A 26,479-nucleotide genomic window follows, 5' to 3' on the forward strand; every position below is an offset into this window, starting at 1 on the left:
CGCTGTAAAGAATGATGCAACTGAAGCAGAGCCAGAAGCTGACATAACAGATCCAGATGACATTGATGCCTTGCTTGACTCAGTAAGCAATGAGCCAGTAAATGATGACTCAGCAAGTGATGGCGCTGTAAAAAATGATGCAGCTGAAGCAGAGCCAGAAGCTGACATAACAGACCCTGATGATATTGATGCCTTACTTGACTCAGTAAACAATGAGTCAGTAAACGATGACTCAGCAAGTGATGGCGCTGTAAAGAATGATGCACCTGAAGCAGAGCCAGAAGCTGACATAACAGACCCTGATGACATTGATGCCTTGCTTGACTCAGTAAGCAATGAGTCAGTAAATGATGACTCAGCAAATGATGGCGCTGTAAAGAATGATGCAACTGAAGCAGAGCCAGAAGCTGACATAACAGATCCAGATGACATTGATGCCTTGCTTGCTGCAGCAGGCGGTATGGCCGCTAGTGCAATAACCGCTTCTAACTCTACCACAAAAGAACAAGCTGATAACGATGAAGTCGTAGACTCAAGTAATGAAAAAGCAGCAGAAGATCAATCAAATGAAATCGAAAGCGATTTAAGTGAAGAAGATTTAAAAATTCAAAATGAAATTTCTGAAAATGAAGAAAAAATTGCTGAATTTACTGCGGAATATGTTACTCCGTTTCTCACTGCTGACTTTAGTGAAATTAATAACTCAAGCCAGGAAGATGATGCAAGTGTTGCAAGCGTTAGCGAAGAAGGCTCAAACGATAAAGGTGATGAGTTAACCGATGATATAGATATTGATGCATTACTTGATGAAACAACAGTTAAAGATAATGAAAGCTATTCTTTTGATGAAGTGGCGGATAATATTATTGATGACCTTGGCGATGACCTTGGCGATGACATAGGCGATAGCTTACTTCCGCCACAAATAGATGACACAAAAGATAAAAAGTCAGACCAAAGTAATGACAATAGCTTCAATGAAGCGGAACTAAATAATTTATTATCAGAAGAGTTTACCGAAGAGACTATCGAACAAGATGAACTTCTTGAAGACGATGACATTGAACTAACAACAGACTTTACTGATGAAGATATGTTGGCTGAATTATTAACTGAAGAGGATGATTCAGACTCGTTAGAAGATAGTGATGAGTTAAATAGCGACGAAGTCGATATCGACGAGTTAGATGCGATTAAAGAGTTAGATGATGTGGACTTTGATGAATTACTTGCCAATATTGAAGAAGAGTCTACTAGCACTGTAACTGACGCTGAAAACCTCGAAAATGAAATATTACTGGATAGTAATGAAGATAGCGATGATATCGGAGATGACTTAATTGAAAGCGCTCGTAAAGATAATACTGAACAAGTAACTTCTAATGAAGATTATGTTTCGGTTGATGATCTTTTATCTGACAGTTTAGATGAAGGTGATGACTCAGAGCCTTATGAAAAAACTAATATCGATGTAGGTTTAGGTCAGTATACTCAAAGCGATAGTGGCATAGACGTAGATGAAAATGGCTCTATGTCGAGCAAACTTGATCTTGCAAAAATGTATATAGAAATGAATGATGAAGAAAGCGCACAAGTGATTTTGCAAGAGGTTATCGCTAAGGGCGATGAAAGTCAGCAAGCTGAAGCGCAAGCTTTATTGGATTCATTATAAGAAAAATTATAAGTCAACAAGCAATAGCCTAACCGCATAAAATAAAGGATAATGCGCAGCGAAAATAGTCTTCTCATCAAATAAAGGCAAGTTTGCATGCGTTATGCGTTAGGCATTGAATACGACGGTAAAAATTATTGTGGCTGGCAACGCCAAGATAATGCTATTACCGTACAAGAAAAAGTAGAAAAAGCATTATCTAAAATTGCAGATGAACCTATTAAGGTTATTTGTGCAGGCCGTACCGATACCGGCGTTAATGCAACCAATCAAGTTATTCATTTTGACACAAGTAAACAACGTAAAGATATCGCTTGGACCTTAGGTGTTAACACGCACTTACCTTCTGATATTGCTGTCGCTTGGGTTAAAAAAGTCGATGAAGACTTTCATGCCCGCTTTAGCGCTACCGCACGTAATTACCGGTATATTATTTACAATAAACCTCTTCGCTCAGCTATTTTGAGTCATGGTATTAGTCATTTTCACTACGCTTTAGATGAAAACCTCATGCAGCAAGGTGCTAATTACCTTCTTGGCGAGCACGACTTTACCTCTTTTCGAACCGTACATTGCCAGTCTCATTCTGCCGTTAGAACCATTAAGCATTGCGAAATAACAAGACACGGTGATTATATTGTTGTTGATATTAAAGCGAATGCTTTTTTACATCACATGGTAAGAAATATTGTGGGTAGTTTAATGCGGGTTGGGCAATCACAAGAAACAGTTGAGTGGATGAAAGAGGTTTTACTCGCTAAAAATCGTTGTGTTGCAGGCGTTACAGCTCCACCAGAAGGGCTATATTTTGTAGATGTTGATTACCCTGCAAAGTTCGACTTACCGAAAAGCCGTTTAGGACCACTCTTTTTATAATGGTGTTTTTATTATCAAAGTTTTGATAAACCCAAGTTATCAATTCAAATTATTTACTAAACAGACCAGTTTTTTATATAATGAATAGGTTATACTATGGTCTAATATGTGGTTTAGAATTAATAGTACTTTAAACTAGAGTTTAGTGGCATTTATTCTCATTATAAAATCATGTAAGTATGAGTTGAAATTTAAGACAAATTTTTGCTTGTAAGACGCAAGAATTATGAATAAATAGACCATTAATAAATCGACAGATATTTCGTTGCAACAGGCAAAAATAAAATTATGAGCTGGATAGAAAAAATTCTCCCGAAAGCAAAAACTACACAAAAAAGTAATATTCCTGAAGGTGTATGGAGTAAATGTACTTCATGTAATGCCGTACTTTATAAGGCTGAACTAGATCGTCAAATCTCAGTTTGCCCTAAGTGTGATCACCATATGCGAATCAGTGCCCGTAAGCGTATTGATAGTTTTCTTGATCAAAACAACCGCATGGAATTAGGTGAAGAGTTTGAAGCGCAAGATATTTTAAAATTTAAAGACTCTAAACGTTACAAAGACCGTATTAGTGCCGCTCAAAAAAATACAGGTGAAAAAGACGCGCTTGTTGTTATGAAAGGTGAATTACACGGTATGCCTGTTGTTGCCGCAGCGTTTGAGTTTTCATTCTTAGGTGGCTCTATGGCTTCTGTTGTTGGCGCACGTTTTGTTAAAGGCGTTGAATATTGTTTAGAGCATAATATACCGTTTATCTGTTTTTCAGCTAGTGGTGGTGCTCGTATGCAAGAAGCACTTTTCTCTTTAATGCAAATGGCAAAAACAAGTGCTGCATTAGCTAAAATGAGTGAAAAAGGTCTTCCCTACGTGTCTGTATTAACCGACCCTACTATGGGTGGGGTTTCTGCTAGTTTAGCTATGTTAGGTGATATTAACGTTGCTGAGCCAAAAGCTTTAATTGGTTTTGCAGGACCTCGTGTTATTGAACAAACGGTTCGTGAAAAGTTACCTGAAGGCTTCCAACGTAGTGAATTCTTATTAGAGAAAGGCGCCATTGATATGATTGTTGACCGTCGTGAAATGAGAACTACCTTAGCCCGTATGTTAGGTAAATTCATGGGACAAGACAGCGTAGTCTCCCCAGCAGAATAAACTTACAATTATTGTCTATTAACATAAATGATAGAATAAATGTCAAAATCAAATTCAAGCCACTATCAAGATTTCACTAATCTCGATCAGTGGCTTTATTATTTAGAAAACCTACATAGTAGTGAAATAGACTTGGGCTTGACGCGTATTAGCAAAGTTGCTGCACGTTTAGCAATAGATTTAAGTTTTGCTAAAGTAATTACCGTTGCAGGCACAAATGGCAAAGGAACAACCTGTGCATTTATTGAAAATGCATTATTAGCACAAAAACATGCTGTTGCTGTTTATTCTTCACCCCACATCAATTACTTCAATGAACGTTTACGCATAAATAAAAACGATGTTGAAGATTTATCGTTAATTCAAGCTTTCAAAAAAATTGAAGAAGTTAGAGCTGAAATATCATTAACCTATTACGAATATACAACGTTAGCGGCATTACTTGTGTTAATGGAAGTTAAACCTGACTTTATTATTCTTGAAGTAGGATTAGGCGGACGCTTAGATGCCACCAATATTATTGACGCTGATATAGCTGTAATTACAACTATTGATTTAGATCATCAAAGTTTTCTAGGTAACGACAGAGAAACTATCGGTTTTGAAAAAGCCGGTATAATGCGCGCTGATCAAAATATTATTATCGGTGATACTAATGTACCAACATCAGTATTAAATCATGCTAAAAGTTTAAAGGCTGTTCATGGTAAAAATTTATTTGTTCGTGAACAAGACTTTACCGTTAATGAGCTAGAAACTTTTTGGAATTGGCAGCAAGAACAACATAATTTAGTCCGTTTAAAAATGCCTTATATTCCTCGTGATAATGTGGCTACAGCACTGATGGTGTTAGCAAAACTAAATATTAATTTACACACTGATTTTGTAAATGATGTTATTGCATCAACTAAAGTTGCAGGTCGTACAGAATTAATAAAACAAGTAGGGCAATGTGATGTTATTCTTGATGTAGGGCACAACCCACAAGCTACTCGCTATCTTGCTGATTATCTTAAGCAGGTAAAAAAACAAGCTAATTATCAAAGTATTTATGGCGTAGTTTCCATGTTAGGTGACAAAGATATTGCCGCAAGCCTGCAATCACTTAAAAACGATATTGATTTTTGGTATACCGGGGCGCTTAATGTACCAAGAGCGGCTTCAAGCGAAATAATGGCAAGTCATTTAACCTTGTTTAGCGATAAAGTTAATTGTTTTGACAATATAGAAGAGGCCTTTAAAATGGCTAACAAGCAGGCTGGGGCAACAGATTTAATTCTTGTATTTGGTTCATTTTTTACTGTCGCTAAAATAAGAGCACAATTTATAACTTGTTAATAATATTGCTTTATAATGAATGCATAACTAAAAAATTCACTATGTATTCGTTATAATTTAACGCAAATAATCAGCTTATCGTTAAACGTAATTTTTAGGAGAGTTTCTTGTCTACACCGTTTCAAAACCGACTTGTCGGGACTATTATTGTCGCAGCCGTAGTTGTTATATTCCTTCCTGATTTACTCGATGGTGAAAAAAAATCGAATCAAACAGATTTTGAAGCCATTCCTCAAGCTGAAGATTTCTCAGGAAAGTTAACTAACAAACCTTTTCCAGAAGAAAGATTAATTCGACAAGAAGCGCTTAAAACAAGCAATGAACCTGCTATGGACGAAGTTATTGAAACGCATACTCCTCCTATAGATGAACCCGCTATTATTGAAGAGAAAGTAGTTGTTACGCCGGCTTCGGATACTCGCAATACAACGACAGTGGTAAAAAAAGAAACCAAGCCATTACCAGAAAAAGCGGTGGCGTCTGAAGCTTGGGTTATTCACTTAGGTAGCTTTAAAAATAAAGATAATGTTGCACAGTTATTAAAAAAATTAAAAGCACAAGGCTATATTGCTTTTACTAAGCCAATTCAAACGAAGAAAGGAACTTTAACGAAAGTTATTATAGGGCCTGAACTTATAAAATCAGCGATGACTAAAAAATTACCTGCATTAAGAAAACTTACTGGTATTCAAGGTAAGGTTGCTACATTTGAAGTAAATGAATAACAGGTTTTCATAAAAAACTAGGTATTATTTCGCTTATTCTGATAGAATGCGCGCCTCTTATTTTAAGAAAATAACGCAGCAAAAAATCAACGAGACACTAACCTATGGTTTGGATAGATTACGTCATTTTGGCCATTATCGGCATATCAACTTTAGTCAGTTTGGTACGAGGTTTTGTAAAAGAAGCCGTATCTTTAATTATCTGGATCGGTGCTTTTTTCGTAGCGAGCACCTTTTATGGGAACCTTGCTAATCTATTAACCAATATTTCAGACCAGTTTTTGCGTAATGCGGCGGCCGTTGCCATTCTTTTTATCTCAACATTAGTGTTAGGCGCTTTAGTTAATTATCTTATTGGCCAGTTAGTTAGTAAAACCGGACTATCGGGCACTGATAGAGTTTTAGGTATCGTTTTTGGCGCTCTACGTGGAGTGCTTATTGTTAGTGCCCTGATATTCTTTATTGATGCCTTTACTGGTGCCGTAAATAGCCCTTGGTGGCAAAGCTCACTACTTATCCCTGAGTTTACACTAGTGGTTGAGTGGTTTTTTGAATACCTTAAAGGCTCATCAAGTTACGTGACCTAATTTGTGTTGGTTGCTTATGTAGTATTTAACCAAACACTTTTATTATTTATTTTATCTTAGCTATTTTACTTTTTTCTACGTATTAATAGCTAGGAGTTTGCGGAATAGTTCCGTATACGATTATTTATTCGGTATCGCTTTATATCGTATAACTCAATATTTATTTGATGATTCTTCATCCTAAGCGATTTTAGCTTTGTAAGTATTGTAAATATTTCTTTTGTGGAGAGAGTTTCATGTGTGGCATTGTTGGTATAGTCGGTAAAACCCCTGTTAGTCAGTATATATATGATGGCTTAACAGTACTTCAGCATCGTGGTCAAGATGCAGCAGGTATTGTAACCATTCATAATAATACCTTTAGACTAAGAAAGGCGAACGGCCTAGTGAAAGACGTTTTTCATACGCGTCATATGCTTCGTTTACAAGGTAATATTGGTATTGGCCATATTCGTTATCCTACTGCAGGTACTTCTAGCTCTTCAGAAGCTCAACCTTTTTATGCTAACTCGCCATTTGGCTTATCGTTAGCGCATAACGGCAACTTAACCAATGCTGATGAATTAAGAACATGGCTATTTAATGAAGCACGTCGTCATGTTAATACCACATCAGATTCAGAAGTTCTGCTTAATATTTTAGCTCATGAATTACAGCAAAATGACAGCATCGCGCTAACTCCAGATGATATTTTTACTGCGGTAGCTAATGTACATAAACGTGTACGTGGTGCTTATGCAACTGTTGCCCTTATTGTTGGCCACGGTATGATCGCTTTTCGTGACCCTAATGGTATTCGTCCTTTAGTTTTTGGTAAAAGAGAAACGGCAAAGGGTGTTGAGTATATGGTTGCTTCAGAATCTGTAGCGCTTGATGCTTGTGCTTTTGAGTTTGTTCGAGATGTTGCACCAGGTGAAGTTATTTTCTTTACTGAAGACGGTCAAATTCATAGCCGTCAATGTGCTGAAAACCCTGTTTACAATCCTTGTATTTTTGAATTTGTTTACTTTGCTCGTCCAGATTCAACCATGGACAAAATGTCGGTTTACGCATCGCGCGTAGAAATGGGAACTAAATTAGGTCAAAAAATTGCTAATGAATGGCAAGATATTGATATTGATGTTGTGATCCCTATTCCTGAAACCTCGTGTGATATTGCTCTGCAAATCGCTCACCACCTTGATTTACCTTACCGTCAAGGGTTTGTTAAAAACCGCTATATCGGTCGTACTTTTATTATGCCAGGTCAAGAGCAACGTAAAAAGTCAGTACGCCAAAAATTAAATGCTATATCAGAAGAGTTTAAAGGTAAAAATGTTTTACTCGTAGATGACTCTGTTGTTCGTGGTACTACTTCTTCGCAAATTATTGATATGGCGCGTGCTTCTGGCGCTAAAAAAGTTTATTTTGCATCGGCAGCACCAGAGGTGAGATTCCCTAACGTTTATGGTATCGATATGCCAAGTGCTAATGAATTAATCGCGCATGGTCGTGATTTAGATGATATATGTGATTTAATTGGTGCAGATAAATTAATCTTCCAATCAATTGATGATTTAGTTGCTGCGGTTAGTGAAGGTAATCCAGACATTAAAACTTTTGATACATCAGTATTTGATGGCAATTATGTAACGAATGACATTAATCAAGAATACTTAGAAAAGTTAGATGCACTGCGTAATAACACAACTAAAGAAGAATCGGATAAAAATGCTGATTCTATTTTAGATATGCATAATGAAGGTGCTGAATAGTACTGTTAACTAAACACCGCTCCTAAAATAAAAAGCCTTGTTCTCTATGAAAACAAGGCTTTTTTTATGGTTGGTTAAGTGGTCTACGTTCTAAGCAAACCAAGGTCATATAGAGATTTAAGCTACAAACTCCGGACCAAACCCCATTGTCCACAAAATAGCTGTTCCCGCCATTAAGGTAACTAACAACACTAAACCACAGGTTACTACAGAGCTAGAATAAATAAACCCTTTCTCTTCAGGAATATTCATCATAATAGGAACACCTGAATAAAGTAAGTAAACAGAATAAGCGACAGCGGCAATTCCCGCTAAAGCAACAAACCATAACACCGGAAATAGTGTGGTAATACCAACCATTAATAATGGAGTTGCAGTGTATGAAGCAAGCTCAAGCGCTTGTACAAAATCAGGTTTAGAGTCAAAAGTTTTAGCCATCCATTGAATAAGAACAGCTAAAGCAAAAACACCAAAGACTAAAGCAAAGTACATACTAATAGCCATAAGTTGAGCACTGTCTACACTTATTTTTATTGGATCACCAACACCTATTGTCCAGCCTATATATGCTGCCGCATAAAAAGAACAGATAGAAGGTATTAACGCGATAGTTAATATGTGTATTAAGCTATAACTTAAACTCTCATGACGCTTTTCAATAACGTGCCATTCTTCTTTAGGGTGAGCGTATAAACCCCATATATGGTTTAGTATCATAATCAATCCTCTTGCGCTTAAGTATTCGAAAGTACTTTTAAGGTAAATATAAATCAATACCTTAAGAAAGTATCGAAATTCATAATTTACATTAGTGGTACTATTCTTATTATTACTTAATTAGTTATGAGAGATATAAAGTAAACAGTCAAGTTTTGTTCGTATAATAAACAACAATACTCTATAGAAAGTTGTTTTAATGCTTTTAGGTGATAAGAGAAAATATTAAAGCTTACACTTGAGCAGTTAATTGTTCCCATCTTTAATGCTAATTAGTTTTTAGTTAAAGTGCTTGATAGCTATAACTAACTTACTTTTATGCGTACTACAGACATTACTTCCATATCAAAGCTAGCAACGGTTTCTGAATCTGGATAATAAGTTAAGTTAACCCGTTGGCCTTTTAAGCTTTGATAAAGTTTTTTACGTTTATATTTAAAGGGAACATCGATATTTTCTAACATTAGCGTATTAATAAACCAATCATCTACTTCACGTTGCACATGTGATATTACTTTCATATTTTCACTATGAGTTAGCTTATCGTGCTTTTTTATCAAATCTTTAGCAGCATTTTTACTGGTAAGATTTTTCTTTATTATTGAGGTCATAGTTTTCTTGAATTCAGGTGTTAATAAATATAATTTTGGCGCTTTATGGTTAAGTGTATTAACTTATAAAGCAGTTAGCTAGGCTAATACCAATATCACAAACTAAATGATCATTTATACGGGCTAAAACCACTAACTACAGTGTTATTTATTTAATAATTATAACAACTAGTTATGTCAATAAATGCCTTGTATTTAATGATTTTATCTCTGTCTAAAATAGATCACTTAATTAATGAAACTGGTATAAAAAACCTTAAAGGCTTGCGGTTTTGGTATAAAAAGAGCTAGAAGGGTTAATTTAAAGAAAGTACTTCTGTATCTTTCAATAAGTTAACTCCATGTAGCGTTAATCATTACTTATCAAAGTCTATTATCTATAGCTTGATCTATAGATAATAGGTATTAATTACTACCTTATGATATTCACTCTAATAATCTTATTGGTGCTACTTTGATGAATTAATAAATTACCATTTTTAGTAGGGCGCATGTGTCTAATAATACCAGCATACACTTTACCTGATGGAATAGCCCAACTTTGAAACTTTTCTGTAGTGGGATCAAATCTTACTAATGCATCAGGCCTCATACCTGATTCGTTATACCAAACAATATTATCAATGACAGCGATTGCGTAAGGATGCGAAGATTTTCCACTAGGTGATGGCCACTCTTTAATTTTACCATCTTCAGGGTTATATCTGCCAAGTCGTCCTTGTGATGAGTTTACATACCAAATAATCCCATTGTCAGCTATATCAAGGCGTCGAACTCGAGTTGCTTTATTAGGCAACATTATGTCTGTTAACTCCATGGTCTCGGGATTAACTTTCACTAAACAATTTCTGCCATTACAAGCAACCCAAGGCGCACCGTTAGCGTCTATTTTAATACCATAAGGTTTTGACTTTGGTGCATTCATTGTGACTAGTTTTATCTCGCCTGTTGTAGGTTTTAATCGACCAATCATATTACTATGTTGCAGGGTAAACCAGAGTGTTCCTTTGGCGTCGAAAATAGCACTATGAGGATCTTTCGCTTTTTCGTCAGGCATCTTATATTCGGTGATTTGTTCTGTTTCAATATCTAGCATACCAACGCTGCCATTTTTGTTACCTGTATACCAAATATTACCTGCATTATCAGTAGTAACTGTATGTGGCATAGCATTTTCAGGTAATAAATATTCCTTCATTTCACCTGTAGTTGGATTAATTTTACCAATTAGGTTTTGACGTTGCCCTGCCCACCAAATAGTACCGTCGGTCGCTTCGATAGGATCACGAGAGCGTTGTCCTAGTGTTGGCGTTTGCCATAGAGTAAAGCTTATTTTGGCATCGCCTGTTATCAAGGTTGGTGTACGTAGTGTGTTAGGTGGGTAAGTCGTTGTTAGGTAAGTAAAGATACTATCTGCAATTTTGTCTTGGCTAGATAAATCTATCATGGTTTTTGTTAGTGCTTGCCAATCGTTATAATCATAGCCAGAAGAATTAGTGATCAATTTTATTGAATGACAGGCGGTACAATATTGCTCGACGTAAGTTTTTCCTTGATAATTTTTCATCTCATTTGTTGGCGTAATAGTAGATGTTTGACTTACTGCACTAAAAGTTACGGTAAGAGCAAAATAACAGCTAATTAATATTATCGGTTTTATAAATCTTTGTGTGTTCATGATGGCTCCCCAGTATTTTTATTTAATTGTAGACGGAACTGTATTTATTAAAGCACGGCAATAAATTTTCATGTTAAAATCTGCTGAATCTTTAACGTAAAAACTATGACACGTTAAACAATTTAAAAGAGAAGTTCACACAGAATGTATGACAACCTATTAGCACCTATTAACGCCTTTTTAAAATATCCTACTCCTGATGCTTGGGTTGAAGAAGCAAAAAAGCCAGAAAACCTAGCGATTCTTTTACGAGATCATTTAATTTGTGAGTTAAAAGCGGCGCAAAGTGCGCTATTTTTACTTAAGCGTTACGCACTAACCCCTGAAGGTGTTACGCAATTAACTGATCTTATGGCTCCTTATGAGCAGTTTGCTTATAAACGTATTGGTAACACACAAACTCTTAAAGGTAAAAATGTGTTGTCTAAATCAATACAAGCTCGATCTGATTGTTCATACGGGCAAGATATGGTTGATAAAATGGTGTTATTGATTCGAGAAGAGTTACATCACTTTTATCAAGTGCTAGAAATTATTGAGGAAAATAATATTCCTTACGATCCTATTCCTGCAGCACGTTATGCAAAAGGTATGTTAAAAGGTGTGCGTACTTACGAGCCAGAAGCGCTTATTGATAAATTAATTATTGGTGCTTATATAGAAGCGAGATCATGTGAACGCTTTGCTAAAATAGCGCCACATCTTGATGAGAAAATAGGAAAGTTTTATATATCATTATTGCGCTCAGAAGCGAGACATTATCAAGATTACCTAACCTTGGCTCAAGACATATCTGCTGTTGATATTTCAGATAGAATTACATTTTTTGGTGAGAAAGAAGCTGATTTAATTACCAGCCCAGATAAAGATTTTAAATTCCACTCAGGTACGCCTGTTTAATGGTATTTGAGCTAACTTTTTAAAATAAAAAGTAGTTAATAACTTACCCAAGTGGTTGATTTAATAATTCCATAGAATCAGGCGTAACTTTTAACCAAGCGCCTTGTTCGTACCAGTCTCCTAATACAATACGTTGTGCTTTAGCATTGTTGGCAACAATGTTATGTATAGCCGGCCTGTGAGTATGGCCATGTATTAATAATTGGCTATGATATTGCTCTAAACAATCAATAACTTCACTTTCCGTGACATCCATTATTTCTTGTTTTTTTATTGCCGTTGCAGCGGCGCTTTTTTTACGGTAATTAGCGGCAATTTTTTTACGGACACATAAAGGCAAGCTTTTTATCATGGTTTGCCACCACCAAGAACGTGATTTTTTGCGAAATTCTTGATAATCAAGATCACGAGTACATAAAGTATCACCATGCATTATAACGACGTGTTGCCCGTAAAGATCAATAGTGTCTATTTCGGGTAATAAAATCATACTGGCTTTTTTAGCGTAACGTTTGCCAATAAGAAAATCTCTATTACCATGAATGAAGTAAATTTCAGTACCTGATTTATTTAGACCTGTTAATGCATCTGCGATGGTTTTAAGGTACGGGCTATCATCATCGTCACCCACCCAAGTTTCAAAAAAATCACCGAGGATATAAAGCTTTTCTGCTTTAGGCGCTTCATTTGCAATAAACTTCATAAAGCAGGCGGTAATATCTGGCCTGCTTTCAGTTAAATGTAAATCAGCAATAAAGTAAGTTACTGCTGATTTATTATTATCTGTCATGAACTAAACTACGCTTATGCTACAACGGCAGATTCGATGATAATTTCATCTTTTGGTACATCACCGTGGCCATACATATTACCTGTTTCAACTAACGTCATTTTATCAACAACGTCCATGCCTTCTACCACTTCACCAAATACACAGTAACCCCAGCCTTGTATGTTTTCAGCTGTGAAGTCTAAAAAGGTATTATCGTTTAAGTTAATAAAAAACTGGGCTGACGCTGAATGTGGCTCTTGTGTTCTAGCCATGGCTAAACTGCCACGCTTGTTAGTTAAGCCGTTGTTTGCTTCGTTTTTTATACTTGCACGAGTTTCTTTTTCGTCTAAGCCAGAAGCAAAACCGCCACCTTGTGCCATAAAACCTTTAATTACACGGTGAAAAATAGTGCCATTGTAATGACCTTCTTCAACATATTGTTGGAAGTTAGCGGCTGTTTTAGGCGCGTTTTCAAAGTCTAATTCAATTTTAATTTCACCAAGGTTTGTTTTAAATATGATCATAATTTTCTCTGTTTTTTTAATAAAGATTTAAATTAATGTTTAAGTAAACGTTTAATTTAATTGTTTAAATGAAGTGTACACAAAATAATTGCCGATAATTGTACGCTAACTAATGAAAAAGTGCATTAGTCTTAATGATCCTTTGCCATTGTTAGGGTACAATCCTTCGCATATTTAATTGTCACTAATGCAAACTAAATACTAACAACTCAATCTACGTTATTAAGTCGGAGTCAGAAAATACCATGTTGCAGATTTACAACACTTTAAGTCGTCAAAAAGAAACCTTTACACCTATTACCCCCGGTAAAGTTGGCTTATATGTTTGTGGTTGCACCGTATATGACTTATGCCATATAGGCCATGGCCGTACTTATATTAGCTTTGATAATATTTCTCGTTATTTACGTTTTTCCGGATATGACGTGAACTATGTGCGTAATATTACTGACGTAGAAGATAAAATTATTAATCGTGCTAATGAAAATGGTGAAAGTACCGAGTCATTAACTGAGCGTACTATTGCCGCAATGCATGAAGATTTTGACTCGTTAAATATGGCAAGACCTGATTTAGAGCCGCGCGTAACCACGCACATGGATGAAATTATTACCATGATTGAAACGCTTGTTGCTAAAAAGCATGCTTATGTTGCTGGCGAAAACGCAGCATCAGGGCAGGGTGATGTATTATTTAACGTGGCTAGTTACGAAGATTATGGCAAATTAAGCGGACAAAACCTTGAGCAGCTGCAAGCTGGCTCTCGTGTTGAAGTTGATCAACACAAAAACAACCCGCTTGATTTTGTGTTATGGAAATCAGCTAAACCAGGTGAGCCAAGTTGGTCATCACCGTGGGGCGAAGGTCGTCCGGGTTGGCATATTGAGTGTTCTGCAATGAACGCTAAAGAATTAGGTCATCATTTTGATATTCACGGTGGCGGCTCAGATTTAACTTTTCCACATCATGAAAATGAAATAGCACAAAGTTGTTGTGCTCTTGATACACCATATGTGAATTACTGGATGCATACCGGTATGGTACAAGTGGATCAAGAAAAAATGTCTAAATCCTTGGGTAATTTTTTTACTATTCGTGATGTATTAGCACAATACGATGCTGAAACTGTTCGCTTCTTTCTTACAACAGGGCATTACCGTAGCCAATTAAATTATTCAACAGACAACTTAACTCAAGCGAGAGCATCGGTTGAGCGTATTTATACGTCGCTGCGTGATGTGAAGGTTGCAAAAGACTTTACCTTAGATAAAGAGTCAAACTTTGTGAAACAATTTTGTTTAGCGATGGATGATGATTTTAATACACCACAAGCATTAGCGGTATTATTTGAAATATCTAAAGAATTAAATGTAGCGAAAGCGGCAAATGATGATGCCTTAGCGACAGAATTAGCATCAACCTTAGTCGGGTTAGGTGAAATTGTTGGTTTGTTACAGCTTGATCCCGCTGCTTTTTTACAAGGTGATAATGACAACGATGAGGTGGCGGTTATTGAAGCGCTCATCGTACAGCGTAATCAAGCGAGAAAAGATAAAGACTGGGCGATGGCTGATGATGCACGTGATAAGTTAAATGCGATGAATATTGTACTTGAAGATAGCGCAGGAAAAACCACTTGGCGTAAAGCTTAAAATACAAAAGGGATAAAGAATCTAGAGCAGAAAAGGGCGGGCATCAACTATGTAACTAGTTAATGCCCGCCCTTTTTATTTGTTTATTATTTCGAATTCAACTAATAGTAATTTTAATCAATAAAGCTAATGATCAGCTTGTTCACAGGCTTGTAATGTATTTTCAATCAAACAAGCAACTGTCATAGGACCAACACCGCCCGGAACTGGGGTTATATGTGCGGCACGTCCTTGGGCAACTTCAAAATCAACATCACCTACTAACTTACCGTTATCTAAACGATTAATACCTACATCAATGACAATAGCGCCTTGTTTAATCCAATCGCCAGGTATAAAGCTAGGTTTGCCAACAGCGACAACAATTAAATCAGCATTTTTAACTTTGTTTTCTAAATCCTTAGTAAAGCGATGTGTTGTTGTTACGGTACAGCCAGCAAGTAATAGCTCTAAAGACATAGGACGACCAACAATATTAGACGCGCCAATAACTAAAGCGTCTAAGCCCTTAGGTTCAACACCGGTTGAATTAATTAAGGTCATTATGCCTTTGGGTGTGCAAGGACGTAAACCAGGCTGTCTTAGTGCTAACTTTCCAATATTAAAAGGGTGAAAACCATCAACATCTTTAAGAGGGTTAATTCTCTCAAGAATTAAATCTGCATTTAAACCTTGCGGTAAAGGTAGTTGAACTAATATTCCGTCAATTTCATTGTCGTTATTTAATTCATCAACTAAGGCTAATAACTCTTGTTCAGACGTTGTTTTCGCTAAATCATATGAACGAGAAACAAAACCTACTTCTTCACAAGCTTTACGTTTACTTCCTACGTAAACTTGAGAGGCGGGATCTGAGCCAACTAATATAACAGCTAACCCTGGAGGTCTCTGGCCATTACTAATACGTAAACTAACTTTTTCTTTAACTGAATCTCTAAGTTGTTTGGCAATTACTTTGCCATCAATCAATGATGCTGTCATAACGGTGATGTAGACCTTGAATATAAATAATGATTAAACGGCGTTATTTTGCCATAAACTCATTTCATGTTGTAGGTTTACTTTGAGTAATGCGCAAATGTTTCTAGCTTATGAATAAAAAAGTGGTTGATAAAGCCTAGCAAAATAAAACTTATAGTCAGTATCATTATATAAGCTTATACCCGTTCCACTTGAAGATGCTCGTTTCAGGAAGCCTGAGCGATTCATACCTAAGGCACCTTTTTTTATCAAGGGTTGTTCCCTTAAAAAGAAATGTAACGCAGGGTATGATTTGCTCAGTCTTCCCCAAGGGCTGGTTTAGAAACGCTTTATGCCGCGTTATTGATTTTGAGAATGAACAACCATTCTCTACAATCAATGCCTTGCCTAAAGGCGTTTCTAATTCCAGCTGAATCCTGCATATTCAAGTGGAGCGGGTATATATAGGTGAACTGTATAATGGCAACGTTTTAATTAGCTTATTATCATTGCTCTTAACCATTAGTTGTAAAATAGTTGTAAAATTAATTTATATAATTTAATTGTGATGGGGCTTGTCTAAATAAAAGACAAACTAACAGCTTGCTGCAGAACAAATCAGCTACTTGCTTTAAAAACGAGCGAACAAACATTTATTTATAAAAAAAGTTTGACGGGGGGGGATCAACTCGGTAATATCCGCACCCGTTGAAACGAGACAATTTATTGCTTGTTACAGCAGCATAAATCGGTGATTAGCGCAGCTTGGTAGCGCACTTGGTTTGGGTCCAAGGGGTCGCAAGTTCGAATCTTGCATCACCGACCACTTTTTTAAATACTTTTAACAGTATATGATAAGTGGACCTGCTTTGTAGGAAATGTGCGCCCTTAGCTCAGCTGGATAGAGCAACGCCCTTCTAAGGCGTGGGTCGCAGGTTCGAATCCTGCAGGGCGTGCCATACTCCAAAGTATAGTGCAGTAAAAAGATAATGGTGGCTATAGCTCAGTTGGTAGAGCCCCGGATTGTGATTCCGGTTGTCGAGGGTTCAAGTCCCTTTAGCCACCCCATCTTTACATTATTAGTTTCTCTAATAATAAAAGAATATATGTCGGTGATTAGCGCAGCTTGGTAGCGCACTTGGTTTGGGTCCAAGGGGTCGCAAGTTCGAATCTTGCATCACCGACCACTTCTCTAATAGTTCATATCTAACTATAATACTTCAATATCTAACGCTTTAATATTATCCATACTCATGCAAACTAGATTTGAGTACCATAAAGTTCAGTCGCAAGTTCGAATCTTGCATCACTAAACATTTTTCTTTCTTAGTAAAACTCTTTCTTCTATTCAAAGTTATAACTTTATTAATCTACAATAGTTTGGGTGTAATTAAATTTACTCGGAAGCGCTAATCTACATCTCCTAACATTATTATTTATCCGTACAATTCAAAATAAGCTTCCTTATTTAAATAATTAAAGTCCCCTCATTACGACCATTAAAATAAAATTTAACATTATTTTATTTTTTAGACTTGAAAAAGTAAAATTGCACCTTAAATCCTAAGATCAATGTTTGACAATTTGGCTGATGGTTAAAACTTACACCTTGCAACTTTTTTTTGCTCTCGCTATAATTCGTCGTCATATTTTTGTAATAGGGCATCTTTTCGCCATGGACTTGATAAAATTTATCAATATTCTGGCGGTTATTTGATGCGTAAAAAGCGTAATACGCTAAGTTTTTGAGGTATTTAAATGCAAGTTTCAGTTGAGACTACACAAGGTTTGGAACGTCGTTTGACTATTTCTGTTCCAGCCGAAAAAGTAGATGTAGAAGTTAACAACCGTCTTCGTCAAATTAGTAAAACACAGCGTATTAACGGTTTCCGTCCTGGTAAAGTTCCACCGTCGGTTATTCAAAAACGTTACGGTAAATCAGTACGTCAAGAAGTTGCTGGTGAGCTTATGCAACGTAACTTTGTTGATGCTATTGTTGCAGAAAAAATCAACCCTGCTGGTCGTCCTTCATTTGTTGCTAAAAGCAATGAAGATGGCAAAGCATTAGAGTTTGAAGCAACTTTTGAAGTTTACCCTGTAGTTGAATTAAAAGATTTAGATAAAATCGCTATTGAACGTCCAAAAGTGGAAGTTACTGAAGCTGATTTAGATGAAATGTTTGTGACGCTACAAAAGCAACACCAAACATGGAAAGAAAACAAGCGCAAAACTAAGAAAGGCGATAAGCTAACTCTTGATTTTACTGGTCGTGTTGACGGTGAAGAGTTTGAAGGTGGCAAAGCTGAAGGTTTTGAATTAGAACTAGGTGCTGGTCGTATGATCCCTGGTTTTGAAAAAGAAGTTACAGGAATGAAAGCTGGCGAAGAGCAAACTATTAAAGTTACTTTCCCAGATGATTACCATGCTGAAAACTTAAAAGGTAAAGAAGCTGAGTTTGATATTGTTCTTCATAAAACAGAAGGCCCTGTACTTCCTGAAATTGATGAAGAGTTTGCTAAACTTTTTGGTATTGAAGAAGGTGGTGTTGAAGCCTTACGTACTGAAGTTGGTAAAAACATGGAGCGTGAATTAACTCAAGCGGTTAAAGCTAAAGTTAAAACACAAGTAATTGACGGTTTACTTGCTGCAAACGAAGTTGATTTACCGTCAGCATTAGTAGCTCAAGAAGTAGATGTTTTACGTCAGCAAGCACTTCAACGTTTCCAAGGTCAAATGGACCCTAATAACTTACCAGAACTTCCTGCTGAAATGTTTACAGAGCAAGCAGAACGTCGTGTTAAGATTGGTTTACTTTTAGGTGAAGTTATTAAAATTAACGAACTTAAAGTTGACGACGCTAAAGTAGACGAGTTAATTGCTACTGCAGCTTCAGCTTATGAAGATCCAAAAGAAGTTATTGAATACTACGCAAATAACAAAGAACTAATGCAACAAATGCAAAATGTTGCTTTAGAAGAGCAAGCGGTAGAATTACTTGTTGAAAATGCTAAAGTTAAAAACAAAAAAGCTACTTTCAATGAAATAATGAATCCAGAAGCCAAGTAATATTAAATTTATCGTAGTTTTACGTTGACAATAGACTTAGCAATCGCTTAAATTCAATGGCTTGTATGGCAACATACAGGCCATTTTTATTTACAAAGGGAAGGTATACTCTTGTTTAATTCTCAAATTACATCACAAAGCACATCTCAGTTATCATCACAAAACAACTCAACCGGTATTGAGAGCGCTTTAGTACCAATGGTTGTGGAACAAACACCTAAAGGTGAACGTTCGTATGATATTTACTCAAGGCTGTTAAAAGAGCGTGTTATATTCCTTTGTGGTCAAGTTGAAGACCACATGGCTAATCTGATCATTGCACAATTATTGTTCTTAGAATCAGAAAGTCCAGATAAAGACATTTTTCTATACATAAATTCGCCGGGTGGCTCTGTAACTGCAGGTATGGCAATTTATGATACAATGAAATTTATTAAACCTAACATCAGTACTGTTTGTATTGGTCAAGCGGCAAGTATGGGCGCATTCTTATTGTCTGGTGGTGAGAAGGGCAAGCGTTATTGTTTACCTAACGCTCGTGTAATGATTCATCAACCGTTAGGTGGTTTTCAAGGTCAAGCATCTGATTTTGAAATTCACGCAAAAGAAATTTTATTCATAAAAGAAAAACTTAATAAATTAATGGCTGATCATACAGGACAAACTTTAGAGAAAGTTTCTCATGATACAGACCGAGATAATTTTTTAAGTGCAGAAGCTGCGGTTGAATATGGTATAGTTGACTCCATATTAGAACAACGTAACGATAAATAGGATTTCGGTGTATACTATATAAAAAGTATAGATTGAAAATAAATGGATTTATTTGTATTAAATGTTTAGAGGTAGGGCATGACCGATATTAAAAGTGGTGGCGATAATGGTAAGTTACTTTACTGCTCGTTTTGTGGCAAAAGCCAACATGAAGTACGTAAATTAATTGCTGGCCCATCAGTATTTGTTTGTGATGAATGTGTAGAGCTGTGTAACGATATTATTCGCGAAGAAATTTCTGATATTTCGCCAAAAGAAAATAAAAAGGCGTTACCTTCTCCTGTTGAGATACGTGAAAGCTTAGACGAATACGTTATTGGTCAAGATCATGCTAAAAAGGTTTTAGCCGTTGCGGTTTATAATCATTATAAGCGATTAAGAAATGGTGATACCCATAATGGCGTTGAACTAGGTAAAAGTAATATTTTACTCATTGGGCCTACAGGTAGTGGTAAAACATTATTAGCACAAACCTTAGCACGTTTATTAGATGTTCCTTTTACTATGGCTGATGCTACAACATTAACCGAAGCCGGTTATGTTGGTGAAGATGTTGAAAATATCATTCAGAAGTTATTGCAAAAGTGTGATTACGATGTAGAAAAAGCTCAACGTGGTATTGTTTACATTGATGAAATTGATAAAATTTCACGTAAATCAGACAATCCATCCATTACCCGTGATGTTTCTGGTGAAGGTGTTCAGCAAGCACTATTGAAGCTTATTGAAGGTACCGTTGCTTCTGTTCCTCCGCAAGGTGGACGTAAGCATCCGCAGCAAGAGTTTTTACAAGTAGACACGTCTAAAATCTTGTTTATTTGTGGTGGTGCATTTGCCGGTTTAGATAAAGTTGTTGAACAACGTAATCAAAAAGGCACTGGTATTGGTTTTGGTGCTGAAGTACGTGGTAAAGATCAAGAAAAATCATTAACTGATAGTTTAGCTGAAGTAGAGCCTCAAGATTTAGTTAAGTATGGTTTAATCCCTGAGTTTATTGGACGTTTACCTGTACTAGCAACATTACGTGAGCTTGATGAAGCAGCATTAATTCAAATATTGCAAGAGCCTAAAAATGCACTAACTAAACAATTTAGTGCGCTGTTTGACATGGAAAATGTTGAATTAGAATTTAGAGAAGATGCATTATTTGCGATTGCTAAAAAAGCAACGGACAGAAAGACAGGTGCACGTGGTTTACGTTCTATTGTCGAAGCTGTTTTACTCGATACTATGTACGAGTTGCCATCAATGGAAGACGTCAGCAAAATAGTCGTTGATGAAAACACCATTAAAGGTGAGAGTAAGCCGCTTGTTATTTACGATAGTAAACAAACGAAAAAAGAAAAGGCAGTTAAATAAGTTTTCTTTTTAAAGTAATTGTTATGATGTAAATTTTTACATCACTCTAAAAACCTCAATCAATAGTTAATTTGTACGTATATAATTACGTTAGGGTTAATTTATTGGTTGAGGTTTTTTTGATTCAAAATGAACATTTTAGCTTTATTTTTTATCTCTTGTTGAAAGTTAACGCCCGAGCCCCATATATAATTTATAGTTTTATTTTTTCCACTAATTTAAATCATTTCCAAGAAGAGTAGCCAATGAGTAAAGAATTATCTGGTGTCGTTGAGATCCCCGTTTTAGCCTTAAGAGATGTTGTTGTTTATCCTCAAATGGTTATTCCACTTTTTGTCGGACGTGAAAAGTCTATTCGCTGTCTCGACTTAGCTATGGAACAAGACAAACAAGTGTTTTTAGTCGCTCAAAAAGATGCTGCTATTGACGATCCTAAAGCTGATGATGTTTATAACACCGGAACCGTAGCCACCATATTGCAAATGTTAAAGCTACCTGATGGCACAGTTAAGGTGCTGGTTGAAGGTGTACAGCGTGCAAGTATTAAAAAATTCGTTGAAACAGAAGAGTTCTTTAGTGCAGAAATTGAATATGTAACGCCAAGTACTGAACTTAATGATGAAATTGAAGTATTAATTCGCTCGGCAATTTCTCAATTTGAAGGGTACGTAAAACTTAATAAAAAAATTCCACCGGAAGTACTTACCTCTGTTTCTGGAATTGATGACGCTGAACAACTTGCTGATACGATGGCGGCACACATGCCGTTAAAATTAGCAGACAAGCAAAAAGTATTAGAGATAATTGATGTTAATGCCCGTTTAGAACATTTAATGGCATTAATGGAAGGCGAAATCGATTTATTACAAGTTGAGAAAAAAATTCGTACTCGTGTTAAAAAGCAAATGGAAAAAAGCCAACGTGATTATTACTTGAATGAGCAAATGAAAGCCATTCAAAAAGAATTAAATGAAGGCGAAGAAACTCCAGATGAACTTGAACAAATGGCAAAGCGTATTGAAGATGCGCAAATGCCCGCTGAAGCAAAAGATAAAACGTTAGCTGAATTTCAAAAGCTTAAAATGATGTCACCTATGTCTGCTGAAGCGACTGTTGTACGCAGTTACATCGAATGCATGATTAATGTTCCGTGGAAAAAACGTAGCAAGTTAAAGCGTAACCTTGCGCTTGCTCAAGAAGTACTTGATAAAGACCATTACGGTTTAGATAAAGTTAAAGAACGTATTCTTGAATACCTAGCCGTGCAACAACGTGTAGCTCAGCTAAAAGGCCCTATCTTATGTTTAGTTGGACCTCCAGGTGTTGGTAAAACATCTCTTGGTCAATCTATTGCTAAATCAACAGGGCGTAAATATGTTCGTATGGCTTTGGGCGGGGTACGTGATGAAGCGGAAATACGTGGTCATAGACGCACTTATATTGGCTCATTACCAGGTAAACTAATTCAAAAAATATCAAAAGTTGGGGTTAAAAACCCACTGTTTTTATTAGATGAAATCGACAAAATGGCATCAGATATGCGTGGCGATCCCGCTTCAGCGTTACTTGAAGTGCTAGATCCAGAACAAAACACCTCATTTAACGATCACTATTTAGAAGTAGATTATGATTTATCTGATGTGATGTTCGTTGCAACCTCGAACAGTATGGATATTCCTGGGCCGCTATTAGACCGTATGGAGGTTATTCGTCTTTCAGGTTATACCGAAGATGAAAAGTTAAATATTGCTAAGAGTCATTTACTTGATAAGCAAATTGAGCGTAATGGTTTAAAAGCTAAAGAAATTGAAATAGATGACAGTGCTATTGTTGGTATTATTCGTTATTACACTCGTGAAGCGGGTGTACGTAGTTTAGAGCGTGAAATCTCTAAATTATGTCGTAAAGCCGTTAAAACAATCTTACTTGATAAAAACATTAAGAAAGTGACTATCACTCAAGATAATTTAAACGAGTTCTTGGGGGTACAACGTTTTGATTACGGTAAAGCTGATGATGAAAATCGTGTAGGTTTAGTGACAGGTTTAGCATGGACACAAGTGGGTGGTGAATTATTAACGATTGAAACAGCATCTGTTCCTGGTAAAGGTAAATTAACTTATACAGGCTCGCTTGGTGATGTAATGCAAGAATCTATTCAAGCAGCAATGACGGTTGTTCGCAGTCGCACTGAAAAATTACGCATTAATGAAGATTTTTATGAGAAACGTGATATCCATGTACACGTACCTGAAGGCGCAACACCAAAAGATGGTCCGAGTGCTGGTGTTGGAATGTGTACTGCACTTGTCTCAAGTTTAACAGGTAATCCTGTAAAAGCTGATGTTGCAATGACAGGTGAAATAACATTACGTGGTGAAGTACTTGCTATCGGTGGTTTAAAAGAAAAATTACTTGCGGCACATCGCGGAGGGATAAAAACCGTAATTATTCCACATGAAAATGAACGTGATCTACAAGAAATACCTGATAATGTTAAAGCTGAATTAGCTATACACCCAGTAAAATGGATAGATGAAGTGCTGGCGATAGCACTTGAAAACCCTGTAGAACAATGGAAGGTAGAAAAGTAAATAGCTCAAATGTTGACCTTTTTTGTTGATTTATCACTAAAAAGGTCAAAAAAGTTAAAAATTTTGCAAAAAAATGAAATTATCGCTTTTCAAACGCTGAAACTATGGTAAGTTAACTACGCTTATATCGCTAGACCCCTTACTCGCTATGAAATATTGGGCTGTATAACTAAAATTTATAGCCGAATAGCATAGATGAATAAAGGTTCTAAGAAACATAAGATAATTTCTAAACTCAACGCCTCAAGCAATTATATAAAATTTTTTATTCATTGCATTAATATAAAGGATGGCGCTGCATAAAAACAATTTAAGGGGTATACACTGTGAATAAATCTCAACTGATAGAGAAAATTGCTGCTGGTGCAGACATTTCAAAAGCTGCTGCGGGTCGTGCATTAGATTCATTTATTGGCGCAGTAACTGATGAGTTAAAAGATGGCGAGCAAGTTGCTCTTGTTGGTTTTGGTACTTTCTCAGTACGTGACCGTGCTGCAAGAACTGGTCGTAACCCACAAACTGGGGCTACTATTCAAATCGCTGCTGCTAAAATCCCATCATTCAAAGCGGGTAAAGCATTAAAAGACGCATGTAACTAATCAAAAAGATTAAGTTATACCGCGTATTAAAAAAACCACCTTTAGGTGGTTTTTTACTTTATAGCGACTATATCTGAACAGTCTTATAAAAAATCTGAAAAGTATTATAAATAAATGATATTTTGCTCATGTTATGCTTCAAGGGATGCTTATCATCTGCTAGAATCGCGAGCAATATTAATTTAAGATAATTAAACCTAGAGTGTTAGGTCTAAAAAAAGAGAAAGCAATGTTAGAACAAATTCGTGAAAAATCACAAGGGGTTACAGCTAAAGTTATTCTTGGCTTGATTATCCTTACTTTCGCTGTTGCAGGTGTTGGTAGTTATAGTAATTCAGTTGACACCTCGGTTGCTACCGTTAATGGTGAAGATATTACTCAACAAGCATTTAATCAAGCATACCAATCACAGCGTGCACGTATGTCGCAACAATTTGGTGAAATGTTTGATACATTATCAAACGATGCCGCTTATATGGCTAACTTCCGTCAAGGGGTTTTAGATAATTTAATTAGCGAAAAGTTAATTGATCAAAGTAGTGAAGATCTTGCGATTATTGTTTCTGATAAGCGTTTAAAAGAAACCATTCGTGAAATGCCTGAATTTCAAGTAGACGGCGTTTTTGATAACAACCGTTATTTAGCCATTATTAATCAATCTGGATTTTTTCAATCATCAGATTTTCGAGATTATATTCGTGTTGAAATGACACGTCGTCAGTTAAGCCAAGCATTAGTTGGTAGTGAATTTAATTTACCTTACCAAGAGAAATTACAGTTAGCATTACAAAATCAAACACGTAATATCAGATATGCGACAATTGCTGCAGAGCAATTTAAATCAGGTATAGAGTTAACAGACGATGAAATTAATAATTATTACTTAGCAAATCAAACGCGTTTTGAAAATAAAGAGCAAGTTAAAGTAAATTACATCAGTTTAAATGTTGCCGATATTGCACAAGAAATTACCATTAGCGATGAAGAGGTAGCTAAATATTATCAAGAAAACTTAGCTAACTTTACTGATCCTGAACAACGTCGTATTTCTCATATACTTATTGAGTTCAATGAAGACGATACAGAGTCAGCTAAAATGCAGGCGCAATCAGTACTTGATAGACTGGAGCAAGGTGAAGACTTTGCTGCTTTAGCCAAAGAATTATCGAATGATACTTTTAGCGGTGACAATGGCGGTGATTTAGAATGGTTAGATCCTGGAGTTATGGAAGAAAGTTTTGATGCTGCTGCGTTAGCTTTAGTTAATGTTGGCGATACCAGTGGTTTAGTTGAAACTAGCTTTGGTTATCACGTATTAAAATTAACGGATTATAAAAAAGATGTTGTTAAAACATTAGCTGAAGTAGAAAGTGACTTACGCGCTAGACTTAGTGATGAACAAGCACAAAATAAATTTTTCGCTTTACAGCAAGAAATGGCTCGCCTTAGCTTTGAATTTCCTGATAGCCTAGAAGATGCCGCTGCTGAAGTTAACGTTGAGATACAAACATCTCCTTGGTTATTACGTGCAGGTAATGTTGCGCCTTTTAATCAACAAAACGTAATTGATGCTGCTTTTTCTGATTTAGTATTACAAGAAAACATGAACTCAGACTTGATTGAAATAAGCGACGATCTTGTGGTTGTTTTACGACTTAATGAATTTAAAGAAGCTAATATTAAACCATTATCAGAAGTTGAAGCACAAATTAAAGATATTTTAGTGAATCAAAAATCTACCGAGTTAGCACAACAAACGGTTGATTTATTATTAGCTGACTTTAAATCAGGTGTTGATATTGAAGAACAACTTTCAGCCCTTAATGCGAATTTTGTTAGTGAAGAAGAAATTACCCGTTATAGCCCAACGATTGATCAGAGTATTAGCCGTGCGGCGTTTGTATTACCACACCCTGTTAATGGTGCTGTATCAGCATCAAGCGTGGCATTAAGTAATGGTGATTTAGCGTTAGTTGAAGTAACAGGGGTAGCAGTTAATGACGCACCTGCAGCACCTAACTTAGCACAACAACAAACAGCGCAATTAGCACAGTCAGCGTACCAAAGCTTTGTAAACTCGTTAAAAGCAGAGGCTAAAATTACACGTAAAGAAATTGCTGAGCCAACACCGGTTTATTAATCTTTAGTGCATATATCGCTTATACG

General features: G+C 36.2%; 21 protein-coding genes and 4 tRNA genes. 19 read left to right on the forward strand and 6 right to left on the reverse strand.

Features of this window, described 5'->3' with window-relative positions; translation table 11 throughout:
• From KO502_RS16585 to purF, 7 genes are all read left to right on the forward strand, one after another.
• Positions 1 to 1,672 (forward strand): FimV/HubP family polar landmark protein (locus tag KO502_RS16585; RefSeq protein WP_216023694.1); only part of this gene is annotated, 1,672 nt, incomplete at its 5' end.
• A 96-nt stretch (positions 1,673 to 1,768) separates the two neighbouring features.
• Positions 1,769 to 2,548: a tRNA pseudouridine(38-40) synthase TruA gene (truA, locus tag KO502_RS16590; RefSeq protein WP_216023695.1), complete on the forward strand. Its 780-nt coding sequence runs from the start codon at positions 1,769 to 1,771 to the stop codon at positions 2,546 to 2,548.
• A 288-nt stretch (positions 2,549 to 2,836) separates the two neighbouring features.
• Entirely contained in the window at positions 2,837 to 3,703 is an 867-nt protein-coding gene (gene accD, locus KO502_RS16595) for an acetyl-CoA carboxylase, carboxyltransferase subunit beta (protein ID WP_216023696.1), read from the forward strand.
• Between the two features lie 39 nt (positions 3,704 to 3,742).
• The gene (gene folC / locus KO502_RS16600) at positions 3,743 to 5,041 is read left to right on the forward strand and encodes a bifunctional tetrahydrofolate synthase/dihydrofolate synthase (RefSeq protein WP_216023697.1); all 1,299 of its coding nucleotides are present in this window, start codon (positions 3,743 to 3,745) and stop codon (positions 5,039 to 5,041) included.
• Positions 5,042 to 5,148: 107 nt separating this feature from the next.
• Entirely contained in the window at positions 5,149 to 5,766 is a 618-nt protein-coding gene (locus KO502_RS16605; RefSeq protein WP_216023698.1) for an SPOR domain-containing protein, read from the forward strand.
• 104 nt (positions 5,767 to 5,870) lie between these two features.
• Entirely contained in the window at positions 5,871 to 6,353 is a 483-nt protein-coding gene (locus KO502_RS16610) for a CvpA family protein (RefSeq protein WP_216023699.1), read from the forward strand.
• 236 nt (positions 6,354 to 6,589) lie between these two features.
• A complete protein-coding gene (gene purF, locus KO502_RS16615; protein WP_216023700.1) occupies positions 6,590 to 8,107 on the forward strand; it encodes an amidophosphoribosyltransferase in 1,518 nt (505 codons plus the stop codon).
• 117 nt (positions 8,108 to 8,224) lie between these two features.
• On the opposite strand, the gene KO502_RS16620 is transcribed toward purF, so the two are convergent.
• From KO502_RS16620 to KO502_RS16630, 3 genes are all read right to left on the reverse strand, one after another.
• Positions 8,225 to 8,824 carry a Yip1 family protein gene (locus KO502_RS16620; protein ID WP_216023701.1) on the reverse strand — a complete coding sequence of 200 codons (600 nt, stop codon included), beginning with the start codon at positions 8,822 to 8,824 and terminating at the stop codon, positions 8,225 to 8,227.
• A gap of 305 nt (positions 8,825 to 9,129) precedes the next feature.
• The gene (locus tag KO502_RS16625) at positions 9,130 to 9,435 is read right to left on the reverse strand and encodes a hypothetical protein (protein ID WP_216023702.1); all 306 of its coding nucleotides are present in this window, start codon (positions 9,433 to 9,435) and stop codon (positions 9,130 to 9,132) included.
• A gap of 412 nt (positions 9,436 to 9,847) precedes the next feature.
• Positions 9,848 to 11,113, reverse strand: coding sequence for a cytochrome C (locus KO502_RS16630; protein ID WP_216023703.1), 1,266 nt, complete (start codon positions 11,111 to 11,113; stop codon positions 9,848 to 9,850).
• A gap of 144 nt (positions 11,114 to 11,257) precedes the next feature.
• Between KO502_RS16630 and miaE the strand changes: the two genes are divergently transcribed.
• Complete coding sequence (gene miaE / locus KO502_RS16635) at positions 11,258 to 12,013, forward strand: tRNA isopentenyl-2-thiomethyl-A-37 hydroxylase MiaE (RefSeq protein ID WP_216023704.1); 756 nt, start codon at positions 11,258 to 11,260, stop codon at positions 12,011 to 12,013.
• Between the two features lie 43 nt (positions 12,014 to 12,056).
• On the opposite strand, the gene KO502_RS16640 is transcribed toward miaE, so the two are convergent.
• Entirely contained in the window at positions 12,057 to 12,803 is a 747-nt protein-coding gene (locus KO502_RS16640) for a UDP-2,3-diacylglucosamine diphosphatase (protein ID WP_216023705.1), read from the reverse strand.
• A gap of 14 nt (positions 12,804 to 12,817) precedes the next feature.
• Entirely contained in the window at positions 12,818 to 13,309 is a 492-nt protein-coding gene (locus KO502_RS16645) for a peptidylprolyl isomerase (RefSeq protein ID WP_216023706.1), read from the reverse strand.
• 245 nt (positions 13,310 to 13,554) lie between these two features.
• Between KO502_RS16645 and cysS the strand changes: the two genes are divergently transcribed.
• Entirely contained in the window at positions 13,555 to 14,961 is a 1,407-nt protein-coding gene (cysS, locus tag KO502_RS16650) for a cysteine--tRNA ligase (RefSeq protein ID WP_216023707.1), read from the forward strand.
• A gap of 126 nt (positions 14,962 to 15,087) precedes the next feature.
• On the opposite strand, the gene folD is transcribed toward cysS, so the two are convergent.
• Complete coding sequence (gene folD / locus KO502_RS16655) at positions 15,088 to 15,942, reverse strand: bifunctional methylenetetrahydrofolate dehydrogenase/methenyltetrahydrofolate cyclohydrolase FolD (protein WP_216023708.1); 855 nt, start codon at positions 15,940 to 15,942, stop codon at positions 15,088 to 15,090.
• Positions 15,943 to 16,670: 728 nt separating this feature from the next.
• Here folD and KO502_RS16660 point away from each other — a divergent pair.
• The 10 genes from KO502_RS16660 to KO502_RS16705 all read left to right on the forward strand — a co-directional run bounded on the left by KO502_RS16660 (position 16,671) and on the right by KO502_RS16705 (position 26,453).
• A tRNA-Pro gene (locus KO502_RS16660) sits at positions 16,671 to 16,747 on the forward strand.
• Between the two features lie 56 nt (positions 16,748 to 16,803).
• Positions 16,804 to 16,880, forward strand: a tRNA-Arg gene (locus tag KO502_RS16665).
• 33 nt (positions 16,881 to 16,913) lie between these two features.
• A tRNA-His gene (locus KO502_RS16670) sits at positions 16,914 to 16,989 on the forward strand.
• A gap of 42 nt (positions 16,990 to 17,031) precedes the next feature.
• Positions 17,032 to 17,108: transfer RNA gene (locus tag KO502_RS16675), tRNA-Pro, on the forward strand.
• A gap of 571 nt (positions 17,109 to 17,679) precedes the next feature.
• Positions 17,680 to 18,987 carry a trigger factor gene (tig, locus tag KO502_RS16680; RefSeq protein ID WP_216023709.1) on the forward strand — a complete coding sequence of 436 codons (1,308 nt, stop codon included), beginning with the start codon at positions 17,680 to 17,682 and terminating at the stop codon, positions 18,985 to 18,987.
• A gap of 126 nt (positions 18,988 to 19,113) precedes the next feature.
• Positions 19,114 to 19,761: an ATP-dependent Clp endopeptidase proteolytic subunit ClpP gene (clpP, locus tag KO502_RS16685; protein WP_354668348.1), complete on the forward strand. Its 648-nt coding sequence runs from the start codon at positions 19,114 to 19,116 to the stop codon at positions 19,759 to 19,761.
• Positions 19,762 to 19,839: 78 nt separating this feature from the next.
• Positions 19,840 to 21,120, forward strand: a complete 1,281-nt coding sequence (gene clpX, locus KO502_RS16690) for an ATP-dependent protease ATP-binding subunit ClpX (protein WP_216023710.1) — start codon at positions 19,840 to 19,842, stop codon at positions 21,118 to 21,120.
• A gap of 245 nt (positions 21,121 to 21,365) precedes the next feature.
• Positions 21,366 to 23,714 carry an endopeptidase La gene (lon, locus tag KO502_RS16695; protein WP_216023711.1) on the forward strand — a complete coding sequence of 783 codons (2,349 nt, stop codon included), beginning with the start codon at positions 21,366 to 21,368 and terminating at the stop codon, positions 23,712 to 23,714.
• A 326-nt stretch (positions 23,715 to 24,040) separates the two neighbouring features.
• A complete protein-coding gene (hupB, locus tag KO502_RS16700; RefSeq protein WP_011044534.1) occupies positions 24,041 to 24,313 on the forward strand; it encodes a nucleoid-associated protein HU-beta in 273 nt (90 codons plus the stop codon).
• Between the two features lie 229 nt (positions 24,314 to 24,542).
• The gene (locus KO502_RS16705; protein ID WP_216023712.1) at positions 24,543 to 26,453 is read left to right on the forward strand and encodes a SurA N-terminal domain-containing protein; all 1,911 of its coding nucleotides are present in this window, start codon (positions 24,543 to 24,545) and stop codon (positions 26,451 to 26,453) included.
• Positions 26,454 to 26,479: the final 26 nt, after the last annotated feature.

The sequence above is a fragment of the Colwellia sp. E2M01 genome (genome assembly GCF_018860585.1).
In the GTDB taxonomy this organism is placed as follows: domain Bacteria; phylum Pseudomonadota; class Gammaproteobacteria; order Enterobacterales; family Alteromonadaceae; genus Colwellia.

What these genes read in the sequence shown, in the direction of transcription:
- folC (WP_216023697.1), top strand. Translation starts at nt 3,743, where the DNA reads ATGTCAAAATCAAATTCAAGCCACTATCAAGATTTCACTAATCTCGAT.
- KO502_RS16620 (WP_216023701.1), bottom strand. Translation starts at nt 8,824, where the DNA reads ATGATACTAAACCATATATGGGGTTTATACGCTCACCCTAAAGAAGAA.
- KO502_RS16625 (WP_216023702.1), bottom strand. Translation starts at nt 9,435, where the DNA reads ATGACCTCAATAATAAAGAAAAATCTTACCAGTAAAAATGCTGCTAAA.
- tig (WP_216023709.1), top strand. Translation starts at nt 17,680, where the DNA reads ATGCAAGTTTCAGTTGAGACTACACAAGGTTTGGAACGTCGTTTGACT.
- lon (WP_216023711.1), top strand. Translation starts at nt 21,366, where the DNA reads ATGAGTAAAGAATTATCTGGTGTCGTTGAGATCCCCGTTTTAGCCTTA.
- purF (WP_216023700.1), top strand. Translation starts at nt 6,590, where the DNA reads ATGTGTGGCATTGTTGGTATAGTCGGTAAAACCCCTGTTAGTCAGTAT.
- accD (WP_216023696.1), top strand. Translation starts at nt 2,837, where the DNA reads ATGAGCTGGATAGAAAAAATTCTCCCGAAAGCAAAAACTACACAAAAA.
- truA (WP_216023695.1), top strand. Translation starts at nt 1,769, where the DNA reads ATGCGTTATGCGTTAGGCATTGAATACGACGGTAAAAATTATTGTGGC.
- folD (WP_216023708.1), bottom strand. Translation starts at nt 15,942, where the DNA reads ATGACAGCATCATTGATTGATGGCAAAGTAATTGCCAAACAACTTAGA.
- KO502_RS16610 (WP_216023699.1), top strand. Translation starts at nt 5,871, where the DNA reads ATGGTTTGGATAGATTACGTCATTTTGGCCATTATCGGCATATCAACT.
- KO502_RS16705 (WP_216023712.1), top strand. Translation starts at nt 24,543, where the DNA reads ATGTTAGAACAAATTCGTGAAAAATCACAAGGGGTTACAGCTAAAGTT.
- KO502_RS16640 (WP_216023705.1), bottom strand. Translation starts at nt 12,803, where the DNA reads ATGACAGATAATAATAAATCAGCAGTAACTTACTTTATTGCTGATTTA.
- KO502_RS16630 (WP_216023703.1), bottom strand. Translation starts at nt 11,113, where the DNA reads ATGAACACACAAAGATTTATAAAACCGATAATATTAATTAGCTGTTAT.
- miaE (WP_216023704.1), top strand. Translation starts at nt 11,258, where the DNA reads ATGTATGACAACCTATTAGCACCTATTAACGCCTTTTTAAAATATCCT.
- cysS (WP_216023707.1), top strand. Translation starts at nt 13,555, where the DNA reads ATGTTGCAGATTTACAACACTTTAAGTCGTCAAAAAGAAACCTTTACA.
- KO502_RS16645 (WP_216023706.1), bottom strand. Translation starts at nt 13,309, where the DNA reads ATGATCATATTTAAAACAAACCTTGGTGAAATTAAAATTGAATTAGAC.
- clpX (WP_216023710.1), top strand. Translation starts at nt 19,840, where the DNA reads ATGACCGATATTAAAAGTGGTGGCGATAATGGTAAGTTACTTTACTGC.